Source organism: Streptomyces sp. NBC_00539 (genome assembly GCF_036346105.1).
In the GTDB taxonomy this organism is placed as follows: domain Bacteria; phylum Actinomycetota; class Actinomycetes; order Streptomycetales; family Streptomycetaceae; genus Streptomyces.
This window is the reverse complement of record NZ_CP107811.1, coordinates 3,667,054-3,690,043: the sequence shown is the minus strand read 5'-3', so window position 1 is coordinate 3,690,043 and position 22,990 is coordinate 3,667,054. Positions and strand designations below refer to the sequence as shown.

Genomic DNA, 22,990 nt, shown 5'->3' with positions numbered 1-22,990 from the left:
TCGCGCCGCCCAGGACCAGCCTCCGAGTCTGCTCGGCCACAGGGCCTCCCGTCTCCGCGCGTACGTGTCCGCACGCCCGTCTCCGCGCGCACTCCTGCGCGCCGCACCTACCCCCGCCCGGGGCAACCAATCCCGATATTCCTTTATGCACCCCTTCTCAACCACCACGGGAACGTCACAGAATCTCTTCAGTTTCTTCCGTGCAACGGAAGAAGTTTTCCGCCATGCGAAACAAACGGTGGGCGGCGAGACGGCCGGCCGGAACGTTTCCCACCCCCGTGCGGAAACCTCCCGGCCGCCCCGCCCTGCCGCCCCGGAGACGGGCGGCCGACGCTAGCGGTGCTCCCGGACGGCGCCGAAGCCGTGCCCACCCGATCCGTCAGGTCCGTCGGCGAGTATGTCCACATATTGGACAACTACCCTCGGATTATGAACGCAGCAGCCGACGCCCTCGCCGCCGTGAAAGACGCCGACCGGAAGCACGTCTTCCACTCCTGGTCGGCCCAGGAACTCATCGATCCGCTCGCCGTCGCGGGGGCCGAGGGCTCCACCTTCTGGGACTACGAGGGCAACCGCTTCCTCGACTTCTCCAGCGCGCTCGTCTACACGAACATCGGCTACCAGCACCCCAAGGTCGCCGCCGCCATCGCCGAGCAGGCCGCGAAGCTCTGTACCGTCGCCCCCGGCTTCGCCGTGGACGTCCGCTCCGAGGCGGCCCGCCTCATCGCCGAGCGGACCCCCGGCGACCTCGACAAGATCTTCTTCACCAATGCGGGCGCCGAGGCCGTCGAGAACGCCGTCCGGATGGCCCGCGTGCACACCGGACGCCCGAAGGTGCTGGCCGCGTACCGCTCCTACCACGGCGCCACGTCCACCGCGATCAACCTGACCGGTGACGCCCGCCGCTTCGGCAACGACTCGGCGACCGCCGGTGTCGTCCACTTCTGGGGCCCGTTCCGCTACCGCTCGCCCTTCCACGCGACCACCGACGCCGAGGAGAGCGCCCGCGCGCTGCGCCACCTGGAGGACACCATCGTCTTCGAAGGCCCGCAGTCGATCGCCGCGATCATCCTGGAGACGGTCGGAGGGGCGCCCGGCGTGCTCGTGCCGCCGCCCGGCTACCTGGCCGGGGTGCGCGAGCTCTGCGACCGCTACGGCATCGTCTTCATCCTGGACGAGGTCATGGTCGGCTTCGGCCGCACCGGGAAGTGGTTCGCCTGCGAGCACTGGGACGTCACCCCCGACCTCCTCTGCTTCGCCAAGGGCGTGACCAGCGGCTACGTCCCGCTCGGCGGTGTCGCCATCTCCGCCGCCATCGCGGAGACCTTCGCCCGCCGGCCCTACCCGGGCGGGCTGACGTACTCCGGTCACGTGCTGGCGTGCGCCGCGGCGGTCGCCACGATCAACACGATGGAGGAGGAGGGCATCGTCGAGCAGTCCGCCCGTACCGGCGCCGAGCTGCTGGGTCCGGGCCTGCGCGCGCTCGCCGAGCAGCACCCCTCGGTCGGCGAGGTCCGGGGCCTGGGCACCTTCTGGGCGCTGGAACTCGTACGGGACGCGGAGACGGGCGAGCCGCTCGTCCCCTACAACGCCTCCGGCGCCGACAACGCGCCGATGGCCGCGTTCGCGGCCGCCTGCAAGAAGGGCGGGCTCTGGCCGCTGGTCGCCGGCAACCGCATCCACGTCGCGCCGCCGTGCAACGTCTCGGAGCAGGACGTGACGAAGGGCTTGGCGATCCTCGACGAGGCGTTGTCGGTCGCGGACGCGCACATGGTCTGACCTGCGCGAACAGCCCCGTTGCTGTGGGGTCGCCCAAGGCGTGGGTGCGGGTATTCGGATGATCCGTGCGGTGGATACGGCACCGTACGCGTGTTGCAATCCGTGGAGCGGTGCGAAGCGCCACCGAGCACCGCGGCAGCACCACCACCAGCACCTACGGACCGGGATGCACGTCAGTCCCGGGGCGGCCCCACGCGGCCGAACGGCGGGGAGCGGCACGCCTTCTTTCGGGCGGACGCTGGACGCCGGGCGTACGGGATCCAGACCACCGGACTCCGTGTTCCCGAGACCCGAAGGAAGACAGCATGAGCAAGCACGTCCTGGCCCAGAACCAGTACGGCAAGGCCGAGAACCGCATCGTCAAGGTCACCCGCAAGGGCAGTGACGGTTCCTGGCACGAGATCCGCGACCTCAACGTCTCGGTCGCGCTCCGCGGTGAGTTCCGCGACGTCCACCTGACCGGCGACAACGCCAACTGCCTGCCGACGGACACCACGAAGAACACCGTCTACGCCTTCGGCAAGGAACACGGCATCGACTCCCCCGAGGCCTTCGGCATCCTCCTCGCCAAGCACTTCGTCTCCTCCCAGCAGCCGATCCGCGAGGCGCAGATCCGCATCGAGGAGTACGTCTGGGACCGCATCCCGGTGCCGACGCGCAAGGAGCAGCACTCCTTCGTCCGCAAGGGTCAGGAAGTGCGCACCGCTCAGATCACCTACAGCGAGACGACGGGGCTCCAGGTCATCTCGGGCCTCAAGGACCTGACGGTGATGAACTCGACGAACTCCGAGTTCCACGGCTACATCAAGGACGAGTACACGACCCTCCAGGAGGCGTACGACCGCATCCTGGCGACCAAGGTCACCGCGCGCTGGGCGCACTCGGCGCTCGCCGCCGACGACCCCGCGTACGACTGGGACCGGTCGTACAAGAAGGTCCGCAAGCACATGCTGGACGCTTTCGCGGAGACGTACTCCTACTCGCTCCAGCAGACCCTGAACCAGATGGCGGAGCGGGTCCTGGACAACTGCCCGCGGGTCAACGAGGTCCGGCTGAACCTGCCCAACAAGCACCACTTCCTCGTCGACCTGGAGCCGTTCGGCCTCAAGAACGACAACGAGGTCTACTTCGCGGCGGACCGGATGTACGGCCTGATCGAGGGCACCATCCACCGTGACGGGGTGCAGCCGGTCATCGCGACCAGCGACTGGATCGTCGCGTAAGCCCGTCGCGCACCGCTCAGTTCGGCCCGGACCGCGTCGCGGGGTCCGGGCCGCTCGCGTCTCCCGGGTCCGCGCCCTCCGGGCCGTCCGGCTGCCCCACGAGCAGGTTCCAGCGCCCGGAGCGTCCCGTGAGCGCGGTGACGGTCTCCGGCCGTACGTCGAGCCGCCAGAAGGCTGCCGTCGGCAGGTCCAGGGCGTACACCACCGCCGCCCGGACGACGGCCTGTTCCACCCGCGCGCGGTACGTGCCGGGGGCGAGGCCGGCGAGGTGGGCGCCCGTTCGTGCGATCAGCGCGGCCACCGACTCCCCGCCGCCCGGGGGCGCGTACGACGGATCCGTGAGCCACTGCCGGAGCGCATCCGGGTCTTCGGCGGCGACCTCGTCCAGGGTCCGGCCGGCCCACCGGCCCATGTCGGGGCCGCGCAGGCCCTCGTGGCCCGGGCAGGGTTCCCCGTGGCCGAACCGCCCCTGGCGGGCGGCCCGGTCGAGCGGTGGCGTCACCAGACGCAGGCGTACAGCGGGCATGGGAAGAGGGTAGGGCGCGCGCCCCGGGCGTGAGACGGCGCCCACACGCCGTGGTAATCGGGCCGGGCGCGCGGTACGGTCACGGACGACATGACGAAGGTATGACGGAAGTACCGGTGAGAATCCGGCACGGTCGCGCCACTGTGAAACCTCCCGCACGGATACGGGGAGGGAAGTCAGACCCGCCACCTTCGCCAAAAGAGCACCACTGACCGGGACGCGTGTTCCCTTGGAGGTTCTGCCATGGCCCACTCCGCCGTGCCCACGACGGCTCCCGCCGCCGTCGCCCCGATTTCCCTTTCCGCGCTGGCCCCTTGGGCCGTCTTCGCGGGCATCGTCACCCTCTTCCTGCTCTACCTCGTCGGCGCCGAGCAGGGCGCGACCGCGCTCTTCGAAGGCAACACCGTCCACGAGTGGATGCACGACGGCCGTCACCTCCTCGGCTTCCCTTGCCACTGATCCGGAGTACCGATCAACATGAACTCCGTATCGCCCCGCGTGTTGCTCGTCCGGGGCATGCTGTCGGGCCTGCTGGCAGGGCTGGCCGCGTTCCTCGTCGCCTATGTGCTGGGCGAGTCCAAGGTGGATGCGGCGATCGCCCTCGAAGAGGCGGCCTCGGCCGGTCACGACCACGGTGACGAGGCCGCCGCCCCGGTCAGCCGGGCCCTGCAGGCCACGGCCGGCCTGGGCACCGGCACCCTGCTCTACGGCGTCGCGCTCGGCGGGATCGCCGCTCTCGTCTTCTGCTACGCCCTGGGCCGCATCGGCCGCTTCGGCCCTCGGGCCACCGCGGCGCTCGTGGCCGGGGGCCTGTTCGTCACCGTCAACCTGGTGCCGTTCTTCAAGTACCCCTCCAACCCCCCGGCCGTCGGCGACCCGGAGACGGTGGTCCACCGCACCACCCTCTTCGTCCTCATGATCGCCTTGAGCGTGCTCCTCGCGTCGGGTGCGCTGATCCTCGGGCGGCGGCTCGCTCCGCGCATGGGCAACTGGAACGCCTCGGTCGTCGCCGGGCTCGCGTTCGTCGTGGCGGTCGCCCTCGCGTACGTCTTCCTGCCCGGCATCAACGAGGTACCGGCCGACTTCCCGGCTGCGCTGATCTGGCAGTTCCGGATCGCGTCCCTCACCATCCAGGCGGCGCTGTGGGCGACTTTCGGCCTGTCCTTCGGATATCTAGCCGAACGCGCACTTGTGCCCGCCACTGCGCCCAAGGAGGCTGTGCAGCCGACCAGTTGACGGTGAAGGGGCCGGTGGCACATGCAGACGGCGATCTGGAGGTGGCGTGGCTGGACGGGCGCCGCCCCGTTCTGGCTGGCTTCCGTCCTGCTGCTCCTGGCCCCCTTCACCGCCATCACCCTGCTGGCCCAGATCGGCGTCATCGTGGCCCTGGCCGGCCTCGGCGGTCTGGCCCGGCAGCTGTGGTTCGGTGACTACGGGCACCCGGCGATCCACGTCGCCGCCGCGCTGATGGGCGCTGCTGCGGCGGCGCTGGTGGTGGTCTGACCCCGGCGGTGACCACGTTCCGGCGGTGACCACGTTCCGGCGGTGCCCGCTCCCTGGCGGTGACGTTTCCCGCCCGTCCTCCTCACCCGTACGGGTGCACCGGTGGCATTGGCCGGAAAACGGCGGCCGCACCCCCCTCCATCTGCGAAGACGCGCCCGGGGTGTTACGACACACCGGTGACATGTCGGCGGTGTCCAGCGCCTCCCGATGTGCGCGGGGGCCCGGAGCGGTCCACTGCTGAAAGGATCCGGCCGCCCGAGCCGGACCAGGAGGGAATGCCATGGCCCGCGCCCAGTGGGCCGTCGGTGCGCTGACGGTCACTCTGCTCGGCACCGGCGTAGCGATGTTGCACAGCACCCAGGGCGCCGAGCCCGAACCCGTCGCCGCGAGCGACGCACTGCCCTCGCGGGCGTTGGGGCTGACCGGTCACCGGCGTCTGGTGCGGGAGCTGGAGCCCGGCGGCGAGTACGCCGGTCAAGCCGGGCCGCACGCTCCCGGCAGCGGCTCACGGCCGGCCCGGGGCTCTTCGGCCACCGTCCCGCCGATGCGGGCGGCGCGGCCGGTGCACCTGCGGATCCCGAGTCTGGAGGTGGATCTCCACGTCTCCTCCCGGAACCCGGAGGGCAGGGTCCGCTGGGACCCCGACAGCCCGGCCCCGGGGTCGGCCGGTACCGCCGTCGTCACCGGCAAGGAGCTGCGGCTGGCCGGTCTGCGACGCGGGCGCGTCATCGAGATCGCCCGCGCGGACCACCGAACGGCCGTGTTCACCGTGGACCGGGTCGTACCGGTGGAGGCCGGCGGTGGGGTGCCGCAGCGCGGGGGGCGGGCGGAGCGGGCGGGACATCCGGAGCGGGCGGGACTCAAACTCGTCGGCGCGGACGCCGTCGTCGTGGCCCGGCTGACGGGACGCCACCACACCCGCTGAACCGCTCGGGCAGCCGCGTGTCAGCCGACGGGGGTGTCTTCGTCCCTCCATCGGGCGTTTCTCGCCCCACGGCGGCACGGGCCCCGGCGCGTCGGGGCACACAGCTGGGCATGAACGGTGCGCGGGCGAGGCTGGCGAGGGCCCTGATGCTGGCCTGCGTCGTGCTGCTGTGCGTGTGCGGCGCCGGTCCCTCGGCGGCCACGGCCGCGGAGTCCCGTCCTGCCACCAGCGCCCCGGCGGAGCCCTCCGACGGCTCGTCGGATCCGGCCCCGGACGTGGAGGCCCGCCCGGCCCTGCGGACCTTCACGCGCGAGACGCCGCAGGTGCGGCGGCCCGTGGTGGTGTTTCACGTGAAACGTGCCGCTCAGCCGCCCCGCACGGCCCCGGACGGGGCAGCTGCGGCGGGCGCGTCGCAGTCGGCGGTACGGAGTGTGGTCCTGCGCTGCTGAGCGGGCCCGGGCGTTTCGCCCCGCGGGGTCGTCCACGCGGGGGCCGATCCGCCTCCTCCAGCGCGCCTTGACCACACCCCTGCGACACCGCGAGGTTCCGCCATGCCCATCGACCCGTTCGCGGCTCTCAACGCCATGCTCCGCGCCGAAGTCGCCCGCTCCACTCCGCCGCCGGCCCGCCGCCCCGAAAGCGAGGACACCGACTGCTCGGGCAACCCGCCCGGCCGCCCGGCCGAGGCGGCGCCGACGGAGTGAACCGACGGCGGCGCCGGCCCCTCACGGGGCCGGCGCCGCCCGGTGGACGGCGCGTCGCGGGTCAGTCCTCGATCGAGTGGTAGCGGTAGAACGCGACGAGGGTGGTGCCCACGCCGACGGCCAGGCCGATCCCCGCCGACCGGAGCACGGATTCATTGGTCTGGCTGAACAGGTAGCCCATGGCGATGCCCGCGAAGGCGCCCCAGGCGGCCGCGTGCAGTTCGCGCACCAAGCGGGAGCCGAACCGGGCGAGGACGAACACGCAGGCGGCGAAGACGACGCCGCACAGGATCCCGTAGAAGACGTTGCCGGCGTCGACCGGGCCCATCTGGCGGTTGATGAAGGCCGCCCAGACGCCGTAGACGAGGCCCATCAGCAGGGGGACCGTCAGTGCGCTCTTGCTGATGTGCCGGATGTCCGCCCCTGTCATCCGATGGTGCTGACGGGGAGCGGTGGGTGCCGCGTGTGCCATGGCGGGCTCCTCTCTGTCCACCCTCCAGGGCACACCCGCCGTCCCGGGGCGGCAAGTGGATCACCCCGGCCACCCGGGCGACGCGCCGGGTGGGGGGTCACCCGTACGCAGCAACCGAGCTGGCCCGGCGGGGCCCCGAGGGCGTTCCCTGGGGACGTGCGCACCTCGCTGTCGGCGGTACTGATCGTGCTCGTGGCCCTCCTGGTGCCCGCGAGCGCCGTCGCGTACTGGGCCGACCGGGAGCTGGGTGACGCCGGCCGCTACACCGCCGCCATGTCCCCGCTCGCCCGTGATCCCGCCGTGCAGAACGTGGTGGTCACCCAGGGCACCCGCGCCCTGGCCGGTCAGATCGACGCCGGACCCTTCCAGGGCAGTGTCGACACCCTGCTCGGCGAGGCCCTGCGGTCCTTCGTCGGGACACCGGCGTACCGGACGGCGTGGGACGCCGCCAACCGCGCCGCGCACGCTGCCTTCTTCCGCGCGCTGACGACCGGGCACGGAGACGCCGTGACCATCGACCTGGCGCCCGTGCTCGCCGAAGTCAAAGGGGAACTCATAGCGGACGGGGTCCCGTTCGCGGACCGCATCCCCGTCACGCACCTGTCCGTGAAGGTCATGGAGTACGACGATCTCGGCGCGCTCCGGGAAGGATTCCGCATGCTCCAGATCGCCGGCGTATGGCTTCCCCTGCTGACCGTCGTGCTCGCCCTGGCGGCGGTCGCCGTCGCCGTGCGGCGCAGGCGTGCCGTGGTGGCCACCGGTATCGGGCTCGCCGTCGGGGCGGCGCTGCTGTGGATCACGGTGGAGGTCTGCCGTCGCCTGACCCTGGACGATCTGCCGCCCGACGTCGACCGCCCGGCCGCCGGCGCGGTGTACGACGCCCTGACCTCGTTCCTGCGCACCACCGCATGGCTGGTGCTGGCCATCGGACTCGCCGCCGCGCTGGCCGCCTGGCTGACCGGACGACTGCGCCGCACCCCATAAGCTCGGAACGTACGCAACGGGCCCAGAACTCCACAGACCCCCGTAGAACCTCCACAGCTCAGCAGAACCGATTCGCGAGCGGCGCCACGGAAGCGGAATGACCAGCGAACGACCCACCGAGCACATACCGCCCGGGCAGCAACGGGCCCGGGCCGCCGCCCGACAGATCCCACTGGCCCCGCCCGCCTGGCTGCTGAGGGGGTTGCGGCCGAGCCGGGCCCCCGTGCCCTGGGCAGCCGTCGTGCGCGCCGGGATCGCGATGGCGACCCCCCTCGCCATCGGCTTCGCCCTCGACGAGCCCGAATACGGCGCGCTCGTTTCGATGGGCGCCCTGTCCGGGGTGATCGGGGACACCGCCGACGCCTACCGGATGCGGATCCTCAACATCGCCGTGCCCCAGCTGTTCGGCGCCGTCGGTGTCGCCCTGGGAACGCTCGTCTTCGGGCAGGGCTGGCTCGCGGTGGGCGCCCTCACCCTGATCGCCCTCGTGTCCGGGATGATCTCCTCGATCGGCACCGTCGCGTCCGTCTCCGGACTGCTGCTCCTGCTCAACGCCGCGGTGGGCGCCGGGCTGCCGCTCCCCGAACCCTGGTGGACCGCGCCCCTGCTGCTCGCCGCCGGCGGACTGTTCGTACTGGCGCTGACCCTGCTGGGCTGGCCGCTGCGCGGGCGGCAACCCGAACGGGCCGCGGTCGCCGCCTGCTACCGGTCCCTCGCCGACGCCCTCGAAGCCGCGGGCGGATCCGGGTACGAGGAACGGCGCCTGGAGGTCACCCAGGCCCTGAACCAGGCCTACGACCTCATCCTCGGCCGTCGCGCCCGGGACCACGGGCGCAACCCGTCCCTCGTGCGGATGCTCGCCCAGCTGAACGTACTGATCCCGCTCGTCGACGCGGCGCCCGCCGCGCACCTGAGCGGCCGCCCGCTGCCACCCGAGGTCCCGGCGGCCGTACGGGAGCTGGCCCAGGCCGTCGAAGAGGGCCGCAGCGGGGAACGGGAGCCCGCCCTGGACCTTCCGGCCCCGTACGGACCGTCCCAGCGGGCCATCGACGCGGCTCTGCGGCACGCGGCGGCGGTCGTGTACCGGGACGACGGGGACCCGTACAACGCCGACGACCGGCTCGGCAGGCCGGCCGCACTGCGTGACCGGGCCCGGCGGGCGGTGCGCGACATGGTGCTGTCGGGCGCTTCCTGGCGGTACGGACTGCGGCTCGCCCTGTGCATCGGGCTGGCGCAGGCGCTGGTCTCGCTGGTGCCGGTCGAGCGTTCGTACTGGGTCGCGCTGACGGTCACCTTCGTCCTCAAGCCCGACTTCGGCTCGGTGTTCTCCCGGGCGGTTCTGCGGGCTCTGGGTACGGCGGGCGGACTGGTCCTGGCCGCCGCCGTGCTCTCCGAGGTACCGCGGGGGTGGTGGGACGTACCGGTCATGGCGGTACTCGCCGCGCTGATCCCGGCGTTGACCGTCAAGGGGTACGCCTTCCAGACCGCCGCGATCACCCCGGTGATCCTGCTGCTGTCGGACCAGCTCAACCACCAGGGCTTCGACCTGATCTGGCCCCGGCTGCTGGACAGCCTGATCGGCTGTGCCATCACCCTGGTCGCGGGGTACCTGCTGTGGCCCGAGAGCTGGCACACCCGGATCGGGGACCGGCTGGCCGACGCCGTCGAGGACTCGGCCCGGTACGTGGAGCGGGCGTTCGGCGCCGCTGACGCGACCGATGCCGACGAGGCGGCGGCGCGGACCGTCAGGCTGCAGGCCCGGCGGCGGATCTACCGCGAGCTGTCGGGGGTGCGGAGCGAGTTCCAGCGGGCGCTGACCGAGCCCCCGCCCACAGGGGCGCGGGCCGCCGCGTGGTGGCCGCTGGTCGTGGCCGTCGAGCGGATCGTGGACGCCACGACCGCCGCCCGGGTACGGGTCAACCACGGGGCCGAGCCGCCCGGTCCCGAGGAGGTGGCGGCCGCCACTGCCGAACTCCGGGGCCTGGCGGAGGGCGTGCGGACCAGCAGGACCCCGGCCGAGGTCCGCATCGCCCCACCCCCACCGGGCATGGAGGACTCCGTCCTTGCCCCGCTCCACCAAGAGATCGCCGCCGCCCGCGCCATCGCCACGGAACACTGACGCCCCGCCGCGGAAAGCGGATGTTTCACGTGAAACCCCCTGTGGGGTCGCACGGATGCCGTGTCGCGGAGATGAACGCTGCGTGAATCGGGCGGGGCGAGGGGGGGAGTTCCCGCAGGGCGCCCGGAGTGCGCAGGTGACAGGAACGCCACGATTGGCGCCCCTGCCGACGATCCAGCCAAGGGGCCGATAACCTTACGTGTCCACTCTGGGTAGGGATCTACCGCGCAGCACGGACAAATGACGCACGCACACATGCGAAAGGCCTGGCCCATGGGTATTCGGAGCTTGTTGCGCAAGGTGTTCGGACGGTCTGCCGAACCCGTTCCGGATTCGTCGGACGCCCCGTCGGCGGCCGTCCCGAGCCAGACCGAACGCACGCCGCTGGACGTGGCGGCCGACTTGGTGGCGGCGTCCTTCGACAACCCGACGGTCCCGCCGCAGTCCGCGCCGCGCGATCGCGAGCCGGGGACCGTGCTGACGGCGCCGACCCAGACGACGGACCCGACGGTCCCGGAGGCGCGCCGGCCGTCGCCCGCGACCACTTCGGAAGGCCCAACCGGTGGCTCGCCCGCGCCGATTGCGCAGTCGGGCCGGCCGACGCCTAAGGCCGAGCCGGTCGCGGAAGCGGAGCCGGAGGCAGCCCCCGCCGCCGCCGAACCGACGGCCGAAGCGGAACCCACCCCGACCCCCGAACCGGAGCCGACCACCGCCTCCCAGCCGGAGCCCGCCGCCGAGGCCGAGCCGGAGCCCGCCGCCGAGGCCGAGCCGGAGCCGGTGGCCGTCGCCGCCGAGCCCGAGCCCGCAGCAGAGCCGGAGCCCGTGGCCGTCGCCGCCGCCGAGGCGGAGCCCGTCACTGAGCCCGAGCCGGAGGCCACTCCCGAGCCCGTCGCCGCAGCCGAGCCCCAGCCCGAGCCCGTCGCCGAGCCGGAGCCGAAAGCCACTCCCGAGCCCGCCGCAGAGGCCGAGCCGGAGCCCGTCGCTGCAGCCGAGCCGGAGCCGGAGGCCACTCCCGAGCCCCAGCCCGAGCCCGTCGCCGAGCCGGAGCCGGTGGCCGCCGCCGCCGAGGCGGAGCCCCAGAGCGCCGCTCCCGAGGTCGGCCCCGCCGTCGCGCTCGCCGCCGTGAAGCGGCAGGCGCCCGAAGTGGCGGGTGCCTACAAGGCGGCCGGTCAGGTGCTGCGCGGCAAGGGGCAGGCCGGGGCGCGCGCCAAGGTGTACCTGGTCCTCGACCGCTCCGGCTCCATGCGCGGGTTCTACAAGGACGGCAGCGCCCAGTACCTCGCCGACCACGCCCTGGCCCTCGCCGCGCACCTCGACGCGGACGCGACCGTGCACACCGTCTTCTTCTCCACCGAGGTGGACGGCACCGCCGACCTCACCCTGGACGCCCACGACGCCGCCTGGGTCGAGTCCCGTCACGCCGAACTGGGCCGCATGGGCCGCACCAGCTACCACGTGGCCGTCGAGGCGGTCGTCGAGCGGTACCGGAAGGACGGTGGCGACCACCGCGCGCTCGTGGTGTTCCAGACCGACGGGGCACCGGACAACCGCCAGCCCGCCAAGCAGGCCATCGCCGACGCGGCCGCCCACGACATCCACTGGCAGTTCGTCGCCTTCGGCGACCACGACTCCAAGGCCTTCGACTTCCTGCGCAAGCTGGACGCTCCGCACACCGGTTTCTTCCACGCCGGGCCCGCGCCGTCCGAGCTGACCTCGGCGGCCCTCCTCAAGGGCGTCCTCGACGGCTTCCTCGACCGTCCCTGACCGAGACCGTCCCTGACCGACCGCCGCGCCCGCCGCACGGCGCAGTACAGCCCGAAGGGCCCGGGATCATCCGATCCCGGGCCCTTCGGCACGTCCGTGGCTAGCGCCCCGCGGCCTACTGGTGCGGCTTGACCGCCTTCTCGACCGGCTCGCCGGTCTTGGTCTCCACCGGCTTGCGGAGCGCGATGTTCAGCTCGCGCAGGCGGGACTCCTCCAGCACCGTCGGCGCGCCCATCATCAGGTCCTGCGCGTTGCCGTTCAGCGGGAAGGCGATCGTCTCGCGGATGTTCGGCTCGTCGGCCAGCAGCATCACGATGCGGTCGACGCCGGGGGCGATGCCACCGTGCGGCGGGGCGCCCAGGCGGAACGCGCGCAGCATGCCGGCGAACTCCCGCTCGACGGTCTCGGCGTCGTAACCGGCGATCTCGAAGGCCTTGAGCATGACCTCGGGCTCGTGGTTGCGGATGGCGCCGGAGGACAGCTCGATGCCGTTGCAGACGATGTCGTACTGCCAGGCCAGGATGTCGAGCGGGTCCTTCTCCTCCAGGTCCTTCATGCCGCCCTGCGGCATGGAGAAGGGGTTGTGGGAGAAGTCGATCTTGCCGGTCTCCTCGTCCTTCTCGTACATCGGGAAGTCGACGATCCAGCAGAAGCGGAAGACGTTCTCCTCGAACTGGCCCGCGCGCTTGGCGGCCTCGACCCGGACCGGGCCCATGATCTTGGAGACCTCGTCGAACTCGCCCGCGCCGAAGAACACCGCGTGCCCGGCGGCCAGGCCGAGACGCTCGGTGAGGACCTTGACGTTCTCCTCGGTGAGGAACTTGGCGATGGGGCCCGTCAGGGCGCCGTCCTCGCCCACCCGCACCCAGGCCAGGCCCTTGGCGCCCAGCGAGATCGCGTACTCGCCCAGGCCGTCGAAGAACTTGCGCGGCTGCCCGGCGGTGTCCGGGACGGCCAGCGCACGCACGTGCTTGCCGGCGAACGCCTTGAACTCCGAGCCCTCGAAGACGTCGGAGATGTCGACGAGCTCCAGCTTGGCGCGCAGGTCGGGCTTGTCGTTGCCGTACTTGAGCATCGACTCGCGGAACGGGATCCGCGGGAACGGCGAGGTGACCGCGCGGCCGCCGCCGAACTCGGTGAAGAGCTCGGTCATCAGCTTCTCGATGGGCTGGAAGACGTCCTCCTGCTCCACGAAGGACATCTCGACGTCGAGCTGGTAGAACTCGCCCGGCGAGCGGTCGGCGCGGGCGTCCTCGTCGCGGAAGCAGGGCGCGATCTGGAAGTAGCGGTCGAAGCCGGAGATCATCAGCAGCTGCTTGAACTGCTGCGGCGCCTGCGGGAGGGCGTAGAACTTGCCCGGGTTCAGGCGGGAGGGGACGACGAAGTCACGGGCGCCCTCGGGGGAGGTCGCGGTGAGGATCGGGGTCGCCATCTCGTTGAAGCCGAGGGCCACCATCTTGGAGCGGATGGAGGCGATGACGGCCGAGCGCAGCATGATGTTGCGGTGCATGCGCTCGCGGCGCAGGTCGAGGAAGCGGTACTCCAGGCGCCGCTCCTCGTTCACACCGTCGTCGGTGTTGATGGTGAAGGGCAGCGGGCCGGCCGCGCCGAGCACCTCGACCTCGGAGACCTCGATCTCGATCTCGCCGGTGGGCAGCTCGGGGTTGACGTTGTCCGCGCCGCGGGAGACGACCTTGCCGTCGATCCGGACGACGGTCTCCTTGCTGACGCTGCTCAGCGCCTCGTTCGCGGCGGTGCCGGGACGGGCGACGAGCTGCGTGATGCCGTAGTGATCGCGCAGATCGATGAAGAGGATGCCGCCCAGGTCTCGACGGTTGTGCACCCAGCCGCTCAGCCGGACGTCAGCGTTGACGTCGGAGGCACGAAGCTCGCCGCACGTGTGGGACCTGTACCGATGCATCAGTCATCCAGTTCTTCGCGATACCAGGGTGGATTCAACCCTCACAAGGTTACCGTCCGGGACGGGTACCGCGCTGGCGCGGCCGTCGAGGGCCGGGTGGGGGCGGCGGAGGCGCCCTGAACAGGCAGCCCGGGCAGGTCAGCTGTAAAGATGACCTGGTGCGCACCGAGGACGTCCTGGCCGCGATCGCGACCGGCCTGTGGCGATGGGACAACGCCTCCGGGATGGTCGCTCTCGACAGCGAGGCCGCCCGGCTGCTCGGGCTGCCCGCCGAGCCGGCCGTCCTGCCCGAGGTGGCCGTACGGTCGCGGTTCCACCCGGTCGACTGGAACGAGATCAAGGCCATCGTGGACCTGGCCGTCGCCGAGGGCACCCTCGCCGAGGCCCGGCTGCGGATCGTCGACGCGGACGGGCGCGTGCTGCGCACCGTACGCAGCCGCTCCAAACCGGTGCCGGCCGCCACCACGCACGGCAGGATCGACTACGAGCTGATCGGCACGGTCCAGGAGATCGCCGAGCCGCAGCCGGGCACGACCGCCGCGCACACCCCGATCACCGGCGACTGGCGGCGCTCCCGCGAGGCCTTCCTGCTGGACGCGGGCCGGGCGCTGGCCGAGGCCCGGTCGACGGCGGAGGTGCTCCGGGTCGCCGCCTCCCTCTCGATGCCGGGGTTCAGCCCCGACGGGCTGGCCGTCTTCGGCGTGGACGGGGACCGGCTGTCGATCATCGGCCACCACGGGCACGGCCCGGGGGACGAGACCCCCTTCACCGAGATGCGGCTGGACACGGCCTATCCGGCCGCGGAGGTGGTCCGCACCGGCCGGGCGGTCTACCTGCCCACCTCCGAGGAGTACAAGCGGCGCTTCCCCGCGACCTGGCCGCTGGCCGAGCCCTTCGGCCGGTCCTCCTGGGCCTTCGTCCCCCTGATCGTGGCCGGGCGGACCATGGGGGCGTGGATGGCGGCCTTCAAGCACCCGGTGTCCTTCTCGCCGGACGAGCGGTCCGTGCTGACCACGGTGGCGCGGATGCTGGCGCAGGCCCTCCAGCGCGCCGGGGTGACGGAGTCCGAACGGGAACTCACCACCGGCCTGCAACGCTCGATGATGCCGCAGCTGGGCCCCGAAATCCCTGGCATGCGGATCGCCGCCCGGTACGTCCCCACCGGCGGCGGGCTCCAGGTCGGCGGCGACTGGTACGACATGATCCCGCTGCCCTCCGGCCGGTTCGCGCTGGTCATCGGGGACGTCCAGGGCCACGACGTCCGCGCCGCGGGCCTGATGGGACAGCTGCGCATCGCGGTCCGCGCCTACGCCTCCGAGGGGCACCGCCCGGACGCGGTGCTCTCCCGGGCCTCCCGCTTCCTCGACGGGCTGTGCTCCTCGCAGGAGAAGGACGGCCCCCGCGGCTACGCCGACGGGTACGACGGCGGATACGGCGGCGAATACGGCGGTGGGTACGGCGGCAGGTACGGCGGCGGCCGTGACGGCGGATCCGCCTCCTCGTACACCGACGGGGGGTACGCCGAGGGCGGCCCCGACCCGGACTACACCAGCCCGCGCTTCGCCACCTGCCTCTACATGGAGTGCGACCCCCGGACCGGCCGGCTGGAGGTGGCCCGCGCCGGCCACCCCGACCCGGTGGTCCGGATGACCGACGGCACGGTCCTGATGCGGCCGACGGCGGGCGGACTCCCGCTCGGGATCGTCCCCGACGCCGACTACCCCACCACCTGCTTCACCCTCGAACCGGGCGAGACGCTGATGCTGTGCACCGACGGCCTCATCGAGACCGGCGGCCACGACCTGGACACCGGCTGGGCACGGCTGCGGGCCGTCCTCGAAGCCGAGGACCCGGCCGGCGGGCCGGAAACCGGGGGACCGGACGCGGAGCACCTCGAAAAGCTCGCCGACCTGCTGGTCCAGGCCGTCCACGGCCCGTCCTCGCACCACACCACCGGGCCGCTGGCCGACCGGCGCGAGGACGACATAGCCGTGGTCCTGCTGTGCCGCGAGGGCGGGGGCTGCGGCTGCGGCACCTCGGTGTCCCCCCACACCCGCCCGGCCCGGCGCACCGTGCTGACCGTGGCCCAGGCCGAGCCGGAACGGATCTCCGGGGCGCGCCGGCAGGTGCGGGAGCTGCTCCACGACTGGGCGGACCCCGACCAGGTCGACTCCGCGGAGCTGATGGTCTCCGAGATGCTGACCAACGTGCTGACGCACACCGACGGCGACGCGCTGCTGGTCGCGGAGGCCCTGGGCGAGCTGGGGACCCGGCGGCTGCGCGTGGAGGTCGCGGACTCCAGCGACGAGCTGCCGCACAAACGGCACCCGGGCGAGATGGCGTCCAGCGGCCGCGGGGTGCTGCTGATGGAGATGCTGGCCGACGCGTGGGGCGTCGACCCCCGCGGCGAGGGCAAGTCGATCTGGTTCGAGCTGCGCGAGCAGGCGAAGGCCGAAGACTCCGACGGCTGACGCCCGGCCTGCCCGGGAAGCGCCGGGCGTGCGTGGTTGGATGCAGCCGTGGTGACTCCCCTTCTGCCCGGGCCGGTGCGGCGCCTCGCCGCCTGGTGCGTGGTCGTGCTGCTGGTTGCCGGAGTGCTCGCCGTCGGCGTGTGGCTGTGCGTCGTCTTCAAGGCCGCCCTCACGCCCGTACTGCTCGCCCTGCTCGGCACCGCACTGCTCGGGCCGCTGCACCGGCGGCTGGTCGGGCTGGGGGTGAACCGGTCCCTCGCCGCCGCGCTGACCTGCCTGGCCGTCGTCGCCGTCGTGGGCGGGGCCGGCTACGTCATCGTCACGGCGCTCATCGACACCGGTGACGAGATCCTCGCCTCGCTGCGGCGCGCCGGGGAGGGCCTGAGGGCGCACTTCGGCGTGGCGGGAACCTCGCTGCAGGACCTCGCCAAGAACGCCAGGGAGCTGCTGACCAAGTTCGGCGGTACGGCCGCCTCCGGCGTGATCACCGGCCTCAGCGTCGTCGGCGAGTTGATCGCGACCAGCGTGCTCGCGCTCCTGCTGATCTTCTTCTTCCTGCGCGACTCCGACCGGGTCGCCGGCGCGCTGCGCTCCCTCGCGCCCGCCGCCACCGGCGACACCGTCGAGGCCGTGGCGCGGCGCGCCTACAAGGCCGTCGAGGGGTTCATGCGCGGGACCACCTTCATCGCGCTGATCGACGCCCTGTGCATCACCGCCGGTCTGCTGGTGCTGCGGGTGCCCGGGGCGTTGGGACTCGGCGCGCTGGTGTTCGTCGGCGCCTACATCCCGTACCTGGGCGCCTTCATCTCCGGGGCGCTCGCCGTCCTCGTCGCCCTCGCCGACCGGGGCTGGGTGATCGGGCTGTGGGCGCTGGGCGTGGTGCTCGCCGTCCAGGTGCTGGAGGGGCACGTCCTGCAGCCGCTGATCCAGAGCCGCACGGTGCAGATGCACCCGGCGGCGGTCATGCTCGCCATCACGGCGGGGGCGAGCGTCGCGGGGATCCTCGGCATGCTGCTCGCCGTACCGCTGACGGCCGCCGCGTCCGGGGTGCTGTCCGAGCTGCGCGCCCGTTACGCGGCGAGCGGGCAGACCACCGTGTGACGGTGTTCTGCCCGCTGTCCCCGGCTCAGCGCGTGCGCGCCGTGGTGGGTACGGTCCCCAGCCGACCGGCCTGGAAGTCGTCGAACGCCTGCTGGAGTTCGTGCTTGCTGTTCATCACGAACGGTCCGTAGTGCGCCATCGGCTCCCGGATGGGCCGGCCGCCGAGCAGGACGATCTCCAGCGCGGGGGCGTTGGAGTCCTGCGAGGCGTCCGCACGCACCGTGAGCGAGCCGCCCTCGCCGAACACGGCGGTCTGCCCGGTCTGGACGGGCCGCCGGTCCTCGCCGACCGAGCCGCGCCCGGCCATGACGTAGGCGAGGGCGTTGAAGTCCTCGCGCCACGGGAGGGTGATCTGTGCGCCCGGGGTGACGGTCGCGTGGATCATCGTGATCGGGGTGTGGGTGATGCCCGGGCCCTGGTGCCCGTCGAGCTCACCGGCGATCACGCGGAGCAGCGAGCCGCCGTCGGGGGTGGTCAGCAGCTGCACCTGGCCGCCACCGATGTCCTGGTAGCGCGGGGGCATCATCTTGTCGGAGGCGGGGAGGTTCACCCACAGCTGGAGGCCGTGGAAGAGCCCGCCGCTGACGACGAGCGACTCCGGCGGAGCCTCGATGTGCAGGAGGCCGGAACCGGCGGTCATCCACTGCGTGTCGCCACCGTTGATGACGCCGCCGCCGCCGTTGCTGTCCTGGTGGACGAAGGTTCCGTCGATCAGGTAGGTCACGGTCTCGAAGCCGCGGTGGGGGTGCCAGGGGGTGCCCTTGGGCTCGCCCGGCGCGTACTCCACCTCGCCCATCTGGTCCATCATGATGAACGGGTCGAGGTACTGGTAGTTGATCCCGGCGAACGCGCGGCGCACCGGGAATCCCTCGCCCTCGAAACCACCGGGGGCGGTCGTGACGGCCAGCACCTTACGGGCGGCGGTCTCCTGGGCCGGTTCCGCGACGCGGGGGAGCGTCAACGGGTTCTCCACAGTCACTGCAGGCATGGTCGGGCCTCCTTCTGCTTCGACTTTAGTTGAAAGTCGAACTTTCTGCCACACCCGACTGAACAGCGCCCCACTCGTCCGCATTCCCGTCCCGCCCCCAGACACGACGAAGCCCGCCTCCGCCGGATCGGCGGGGCGGGCTGGGGGTGCGTTCGCGCGGGGCGGCTAGCCGCCTGCGCGGCAATGGCGTCTAGCCACCTGCGCAGCAATGGCGTCTAGCCATACATGCGGCGCATGGCGTAGTCGACCATCTGCTCGACCGCCTTCGCGTCGAAGACCATGCGGTGGTCGCCCTCCATGTCGAGGACGAAGCCGTACCCGGTCGGGAGCAGGTCGATGACCTCGGCGCCGGTGATCACGAAGTACTTGGACTCCTTGCCGGCGTACCGGCGGAGCTCCTTGAGCGTGGTGAACATCGGGATGACCGGCTGCTGCGTGTTGTGCAGGGCCAGGAAGCCGGGGGTCTCGCCGCGGGGGCAGTAGACCTTCGAGGTGGCGAAGATCTGCTGGAAGTCCTCGGCGGCGAGCTGCCCGGTGGTGAAGGCCCGTACGGCGTCCGCGAGGGAGGGCGGCGACGGCTCGGGGTACAGCGGCGGCGCCTGTTGCGCGTACCCCTGAGGGGGCTGCTGCGCGTAGCCCTGCTGGGCACCCGGGTTCTGGTCGTAGCCGTACATGCGCCGAAGCCTACCGAGGCGGTGGGGCGCCCGACCGCCGAGTTCCGGTCAGGACGCCTTGAGGGTGGCGATGAAGGGTGTCCATGCCGCCGCCGCGACGACGATCGCCGGGCCGCCCGGCCGCTTCGAGTCCCGCACGGGCACGACCCGGTCCAGCCCGTCCGCCACCTCCACGCAGTCGCCGTTGTCGCCGTTGCTGTGGCTGCTCTTCCGCCAGACGGCCTTGGGGAAATCAGCTGCGCTGCTTGCCATTTCGTAGGTCCTCGGCTGTCGATTCGATCATGGCCAGGGACGCTTCAGACGGCAGTGCGGCGGCCCTGAGCCGATCGTATGTCTTCCTATACCGCTTCACGAGCGCCAGATCGTCAATGAGTTGGCCGTGGTACGGACCCTCGGTGTACATGACCGGCGGCTCGTCGTCGAACTCCATGAGCTTCATCGACTGCCCCATGAACGGGCTGAGGGGTGCGTTCCACAGAAGGATCTGTGGAACGATCCGGCGGCGGCGCGCCAGTGCGGCCACGTGTTCCAGCTGATCCGCCATCTCCTCGGGCGGCAAAAGTGGGCTCCGCAGCAGCGACTCGTGCAGGATCACCCAGTATTCCGGCCGCTGCGGGTCATCAAGGAGCCGTCCTCGCTGAAGTCGGTTCCGCACCTTCACGTCCACCTCTTCCGGCAGGTCGAGAGGGTGCGTGACATGCGTGATCGCCCGGGTGCACGGCGCCGTCTGCAGCAGCCCGGGGATGATCGCGTGGGCCCACTCCTCGATGGACCGGGCCCGCTTCTCCATCTCGGCAACCGGGGCGAAGTACGGCGCGAGGGTGCCGTTGCGAGCCTTACGGACGTCCTCGCAGCACCGCTCGAAGAAGCCGTCCGTCCTCAGGACGGCATCCACATGACGCGCCAAATCCAACGGCATCCGCCGCTGGGCCCGTTCGATCTCGCTCAGGTAGCTGACCCCGTAGAAGCTGCCCTCCACCGTCTGCTCCAGCGTCAGGCCTGCCGCCTCGCGTTTCCAGCGCAACTCCTTGCCGTAGAAGGCCGGCACGCTGGCCGATCCATCGATGCCTTTACGTGCGGCCATCGTCGGGGCCCGCCTTTCCACACCTCGCACTGTGGACCAGAAACCCTTCCCACGGTACGCACCCCGGCCGCAGGCTGTGAGCGGTTCGTCACAGTCAGTCCCCACCGGAACGGAAGCCCCCCATGAGCACACACGCCGCCGACCGCGAGGCGATCGAGGCCCTCGACCGGCTCCGCGCCGCGCTCGCCGCGCACGGGATCACGTTGCCCTCCCTCGACCTCCACCTCGCCTCCTACGCCAGCGGCTACGGCAACCCGCCCCTGATCACCCTCGGCAACTGCAACACCGCCACCGCGCAGCGCCTGGCCGCCGTACTGGCCGACCGGTGAACGGCCTCAGCATCCGGCTGCTCGCCACGCCCGAGGCGGTGTCCGGGCTCAGGCGGGCGGTACGGGAGCACCTCGGGGAGCCGTGCGCCGACGTACAGCTCTGCGTCAGCGAGCTGCTGGCCAACGTGATCACCCACCTCGGCGCGGGCACCCCCGTCACCCTGCGCATCACCACCCCGCGGATCACCGGAAGGGCAGCCCGTACCCGGGTCGAGCTCACCGACCCCGATCCGCGCGCGTGGCCCGTACTGCGCCGGGCGAGCGGAACCGAGGAGTCCGGGCGGGGGCTGGCCCTGCTCGACGCAGTGGCCCTGCGCTGGGGGGTGACACAGGGCGCGGGATGCAAGACCGTGTGGTGCGAGCTTGAGCCTGGTCACAGTCCGGACCGGAGGGTTGCCCTTATTACCGGCGGGTAGCATCATGTTGTTACCGATTGGTATGTACGAGGAACCTGTCTCCCCGAGCCTTAACGGAGCCGTCGCCATGGGGCACTACAAGTCGAATCTCCGCGACATCGAGTTCAACCTCTTCGAGGTGCTCGGCCGCGACAAGCTGTACGGCACCGGCCCGTTCGGCGAGATGGACACCGAGACCGCCAAGAGCATCCTGGCCGAGCTGACCAAGCTCGCCGAGAACGACCTGGCCGCCTCCTTCGAGGACGCCGACCGCAACCCGCCGGTCTTCGACCCGGCCACCAACACCGCGCCGGTCCCGACCTCCTTCAAGAAGAGCTACCAGGCCTTCATGGACTCCGAGTACTGGCGCCTGGGCCTGCCCGAGGAGATCGGCGGCACCACCTCGCCCCGCTCCCTCATCTGGGCCTACGCGGAGCTGCTGCTCGGCGCCAACCCGGCCGTGTGGATGTACTCCTCCGGTCCGGCCTTCGCCGGCGTGCTCTTCGAAGAGGGCAACGAGGCGCAGAAGAAGATCGCGCAGATCGCGGTCGAGAAGCAGTGGGGCTCGACCATGGTGCTCACCGAGCCGGACGCCGGCTCGGACGTCGGCGCCGGCCGCACCAAGGCGGTCCAGCAGGACGACGGCTCCTGGCACATCGAGGGCGTGAAGCGCTTCATCACGTCCGGTGAGCACGACATGTCGGAGAACATCCTCCACTACGTCCTCGCCCGCCCCGAGGGCCACGGCCCGGGCACCAAGGGCCTGTCCCTCTTCCTCGTCCCGAAGTTCCACTTCGACTGGGAGACCGGCGAGCTGGGCGAGCGCAACGGCGTCTACGCGACGAACGTCGAGCACAAGATGGGCCTCAAGGCCTCGAACACCTGCGAGATGACCTTCGGCGACCAGCACCCCGCCAAGGGCTGGCTGATCGGCGACAAGCACGACGGCATCCGCCAGATGTTCATGATCATCGAGTTCGCCCGGATGATGGTCGGCACGAAGGCCATCGCCACCCTCTCCACCGGCTACCTGAACGCGCTGGAGTACGCCAAGGAGCGCGTGCAGGGCCCGGACCTGGCCAACTTCATGGACAAGACGGCCCCCAAGGTCACCATCACCCACCACCCCGACGTGCGCCGCTCGCTCATGACGCAGAAGGCGTACGCGGAGGGCATGCGCGCCCTGGTCCTGTACACCGCGTCCATCCAGGACGAGATCCAGGCCAAGCAGGCCGCGGGCGAGGACGCCTCCGCGCTGGTCGGCCTCAACGACCTGCTGCTGCCGATCGTGAAGGGCTACGGCTCGGAGAAGTCGTACGAGCAGCTCGCGCAGTCGCTGCAGACCTTCGGCGGTTCCGGTTACCTCCAGGAATACCCGATCGAGCAGTACATCCGGGACGCGAAGATCGACACCCTCTACGAGGGCACCACCGCGATCCAGGGCCAGGACTTCTTCTTCCGGAAGATCGTCCGCGACCAGGGCGCCTCCCTGAACGTCCTCTCCGAGACGATCAAGAAGTTCCTGGCCGAGGCCGTCGGCGGCGACGACCTCGCCCCGGCCCGCGACGCGCTCGCCAAGGCCGCGGTCGACCTGGAGGCCATCGTCGGCCAGATGATCGTCGACCTCACCGCCACCGGCGAGGACGTCAAGAACATCTACAAGGTCGGACAGAACACCACCCGCCTGCTGATGGCATCCGGTGACGTCGTCGTCGGGTACCTGCTGCTCAAGGGCGCCGCCGTGGCCGCCGAGAAGCTGGCCGGCGCCTCCGCGAAGGACGTCCCCTTCTACACCGGCAAGATCGCCGCCGCGAAGTTCTTCGCCGCGGAGGTCCTCCCGGGCGTCTCGGTCCAGCGCGCGCTGGCCGAGAGCGTCGACAACAGCCTCATGGAGCTCGACGAGGCCGCGTTCTAGGCTGAGCCGCTCGGACGGTCACACGGCCGGACCCCCTCTGGGGGGCCCGGCCGCTGTCGTGCCGGGCCCCGCACGGCCCGGGCCACCGCCCCGCTGCACCTGGGGCCGCCGG

Annotated in this window: 23 protein-coding genes; 16 read left to right on the top strand and 7 right to left on the bottom strand. The window is 71.6% G+C overall.

Features of this window, described 5'->3' with window-relative positions; translation table 11 throughout:
* The first annotated feature begins 429 nt into the window (after window positions 1-429).
* Complete coding sequence (locus OG861_RS16495; protein WP_329196491.1) at window positions 430-1,779, top strand: aspartate aminotransferase family protein; 1,350 nt, start codon at window positions 430-432, stop codon at window positions 1,777-1,779.
* Window positions 1,780-2,084: 305 nt separating this feature from the next.
* Window positions 2,085-3,002: a factor-independent urate hydroxylase gene (pucL, locus tag OG861_RS16490; protein ID WP_329196493.1), complete on the top strand. Its 918-nt coding sequence runs from the start codon at window positions 2,085-2,087 to the stop codon at window positions 3,000-3,002.
* A gap of 16 nt (window positions 3,003-3,018) precedes the next feature.
* On the opposite strand, the gene OG861_RS16485 is transcribed toward pucL, so the two are convergent.
* Window positions 3,019-3,528, bottom strand: a complete 510-nt coding sequence (locus OG861_RS16485; protein WP_329196494.1) for a histidine phosphatase family protein — start codon at window positions 3,526-3,528, stop codon at window positions 3,019-3,021.
* Between the two features lie 243 nt (window positions 3,529-3,771).
* Here OG861_RS16485 and OG861_RS16480 point away from each other — a divergent pair, with 243 nt between their 5' ends.
* The 6 genes from OG861_RS16480 to OG861_RS16455 all read left to right on the top strand — a co-directional run bounded on the left by OG861_RS16480 (window position 3,772) and on the right by OG861_RS16455 (window position 6,661).
* Window positions 3,772-3,987, top strand: coding sequence for a CbtB domain-containing protein (locus OG861_RS16480; RefSeq protein ID WP_190185673.1), 216 nt, complete (start codon window positions 3,772-3,774; stop codon window positions 3,985-3,987).
* 18 nt (window positions 3,988-4,005) lie between these two features.
* On the top strand, window positions 4,006-4,764 hold the full coding sequence (locus OG861_RS16475; protein ID WP_329196497.1) for a CbtA family protein: 759 nt from the start codon (window positions 4,006-4,008) through the stop codon (window positions 4,762-4,764).
* A gap of 21 nt (window positions 4,765-4,785) precedes the next feature.
* A complete protein-coding gene (locus tag OG861_RS16470; protein WP_329196498.1) occupies window positions 4,786-5,031 on the top strand; it encodes a hypothetical protein in 246 nt (81 codons plus the stop codon).
* Between the two features lie 281 nt (window positions 5,032-5,312).
* Window positions 5,313-5,957: a hypothetical protein gene (locus OG861_RS16465; protein WP_329196500.1), complete on the top strand. Its 645-nt coding sequence runs from the start codon at window positions 5,313-5,315 to the stop codon at window positions 5,955-5,957.
* Window positions 5,958-6,067: 110 nt separating this feature from the next.
* Complete coding sequence (locus tag OG861_RS16460) at window positions 6,068-6,406, top strand: hypothetical protein (protein WP_329196502.1); 339 nt, start codon at window positions 6,068-6,070, stop codon at window positions 6,404-6,406.
* Between the two features lie 102 nt (window positions 6,407-6,508).
* Window positions 6,509-6,661 (top strand): hypothetical protein, encoded by a 153-nt coding sequence (locus OG861_RS16455; RefSeq protein WP_329196504.1) that lies wholly within the window; start codon window positions 6,509-6,511, stop codon window positions 6,659-6,661.
* Window positions 6,662-6,722: 61 nt separating this feature from the next.
* Here OG861_RS16455 and OG861_RS16450 read toward each other — a convergent pair whose 3' ends face one another.
* On the bottom strand, window positions 6,723-7,133 hold the full coding sequence (locus OG861_RS16450) for a hypothetical protein (RefSeq protein ID WP_329196506.1): 411 nt from the start codon (window positions 7,131-7,133) through the stop codon (window positions 6,723-6,725).
* A 156-nt stretch (window positions 7,134-7,289) separates the two neighbouring features.
* On the opposite strand from OG861_RS16450, the gene OG861_RS16445 reads away from it, so the two are divergent.
* The 3 genes from OG861_RS16445 (at window position 7,290) to OG861_RS16435 (ending at window position 12,000) form a co-directional block, all read left to right on the top strand.
* Window positions 7,290-8,117, top strand: coding sequence for a hypothetical protein (locus OG861_RS16445; protein WP_329196508.1), 828 nt, complete (start codon window positions 7,290-7,292; stop codon window positions 8,115-8,117).
* Between the two features lie 97 nt (window positions 8,118-8,214).
* The gene (locus OG861_RS16440) at window positions 8,215-10,236 is read left to right on the top strand and encodes an FUSC family protein (protein ID WP_329196510.1); all 2,022 of its coding nucleotides are present in this window, start codon (window positions 8,215-8,217) and stop codon (window positions 10,234-10,236) included.
* 273 nt (window positions 10,237-10,509) lie between these two features.
* A complete protein-coding gene (locus OG861_RS16435; protein WP_329196511.1) occupies window positions 10,510-12,000 on the top strand; it encodes a VWA domain-containing protein in 1,491 nt (496 codons plus the stop codon).
* A gap of 115 nt (window positions 12,001-12,115) precedes the next feature.
* Here the strand turns inward: OG861_RS16435 and aspS are convergent, their stop codons facing one another.
* Window positions 12,116-13,921 carry an aspartate--tRNA ligase gene (gene aspS / locus OG861_RS16430; RefSeq protein ID WP_329196512.1) on the bottom strand — a complete coding sequence of 602 codons (1,806 nt, stop codon included), beginning with the start codon at window positions 13,919-13,921 and terminating at the stop codon, window positions 12,116-12,118.
* Between the two features lie 158 nt (window positions 13,922-14,079).
* Between aspS and OG861_RS16425 the strand changes: the two genes are divergently transcribed.
* On the top strand, window positions 14,080-16,392 hold the full coding sequence (locus OG861_RS16425; RefSeq protein WP_329196514.1) for a SpoIIE family protein phosphatase: 2,313 nt from the start codon (window positions 14,080-14,082) through the stop codon (window positions 16,390-16,392).
* A gap of 48 nt (window positions 16,393-16,440) precedes the next feature.
* On the top strand, window positions 16,441-17,493 hold the full coding sequence (locus OG861_RS16420; protein WP_329196515.1) for an AI-2E family transporter: 1,053 nt from the start codon (window positions 16,441-16,443) through the stop codon (window positions 17,491-17,493).
* A gap of 25 nt (window positions 17,494-17,518) precedes the next feature.
* Here OG861_RS16420 and OG861_RS16415 read toward each other — a convergent pair whose 3' ends face one another.
* The 4 genes from OG861_RS16415 to OG861_RS16400 form a co-directional block, all read right to left on the bottom strand.
* On the bottom strand, window positions 17,519-18,481 hold the full coding sequence (locus OG861_RS16415; protein ID WP_329196517.1) for a pirin family protein: 963 nt from the start codon (window positions 18,479-18,481) through the stop codon (window positions 17,519-17,521).
* Between the two features lie 215 nt (window positions 18,482-18,696).
* Complete coding sequence (locus OG861_RS16410; protein WP_190185660.1) at window positions 18,697-19,155, bottom strand: SseB family protein; 459 nt, start codon at window positions 19,153-19,155, stop codon at window positions 18,697-18,699.
* A 48-nt stretch (window positions 19,156-19,203) separates the two neighbouring features.
* The gene (locus OG861_RS16405) at window positions 19,204-19,407 is read right to left on the bottom strand and encodes a DUF397 domain-containing protein (protein WP_329196519.1); all 204 of its coding nucleotides are present in this window, start codon (window positions 19,405-19,407) and stop codon (window positions 19,204-19,206) included.
* Window positions 19,388-20,239, bottom strand: coding sequence for a helix-turn-helix domain-containing protein (locus OG861_RS16400; protein WP_329196521.1), 852 nt, complete (start codon window positions 20,237-20,239; stop codon window positions 19,388-19,390). The genes OG861_RS16405 and OG861_RS16400 overlap by 20 nt, the downstream gene beginning before the upstream one ends.
* A 122-nt stretch (window positions 20,240-20,361) precedes the next feature.
* Here OG861_RS16400 and OG861_RS16395 point away from each other — a divergent pair, with 122 nt between their 5' ends.
* The 3 genes from OG861_RS16395 (at window position 20,362) to OG861_RS16385 (ending at window position 22,878) form a co-directional block, all read left to right on the top strand.
* A complete protein-coding gene (locus tag OG861_RS16395) occupies window positions 20,362-20,568 on the top strand; it encodes a hypothetical protein (protein ID WP_329196523.1) in 207 nt (68 codons plus the stop codon).
* The gene (locus OG861_RS16390) at window positions 20,565-20,984 is read left to right on the top strand and encodes an ATP-binding protein (protein ID WP_329196525.1); all 420 of its coding nucleotides are present in this window, start codon (window positions 20,565-20,567) and stop codon (window positions 20,982-20,984) included. The genes OG861_RS16395 and OG861_RS16390 overlap by 4 nt, the downstream gene beginning before the upstream one ends.
* 67 nt (window positions 20,985-21,051) lie before the next feature.
* On the top strand, window positions 21,052-22,878 hold the full coding sequence (locus OG861_RS16385) for an acyl-CoA dehydrogenase (RefSeq protein ID WP_329196526.1): 1,827 nt from the start codon (window positions 21,052-21,054) through the stop codon (window positions 22,876-22,878).
* Window positions 22,879-22,990 lie beyond the last annotated feature (112 nt).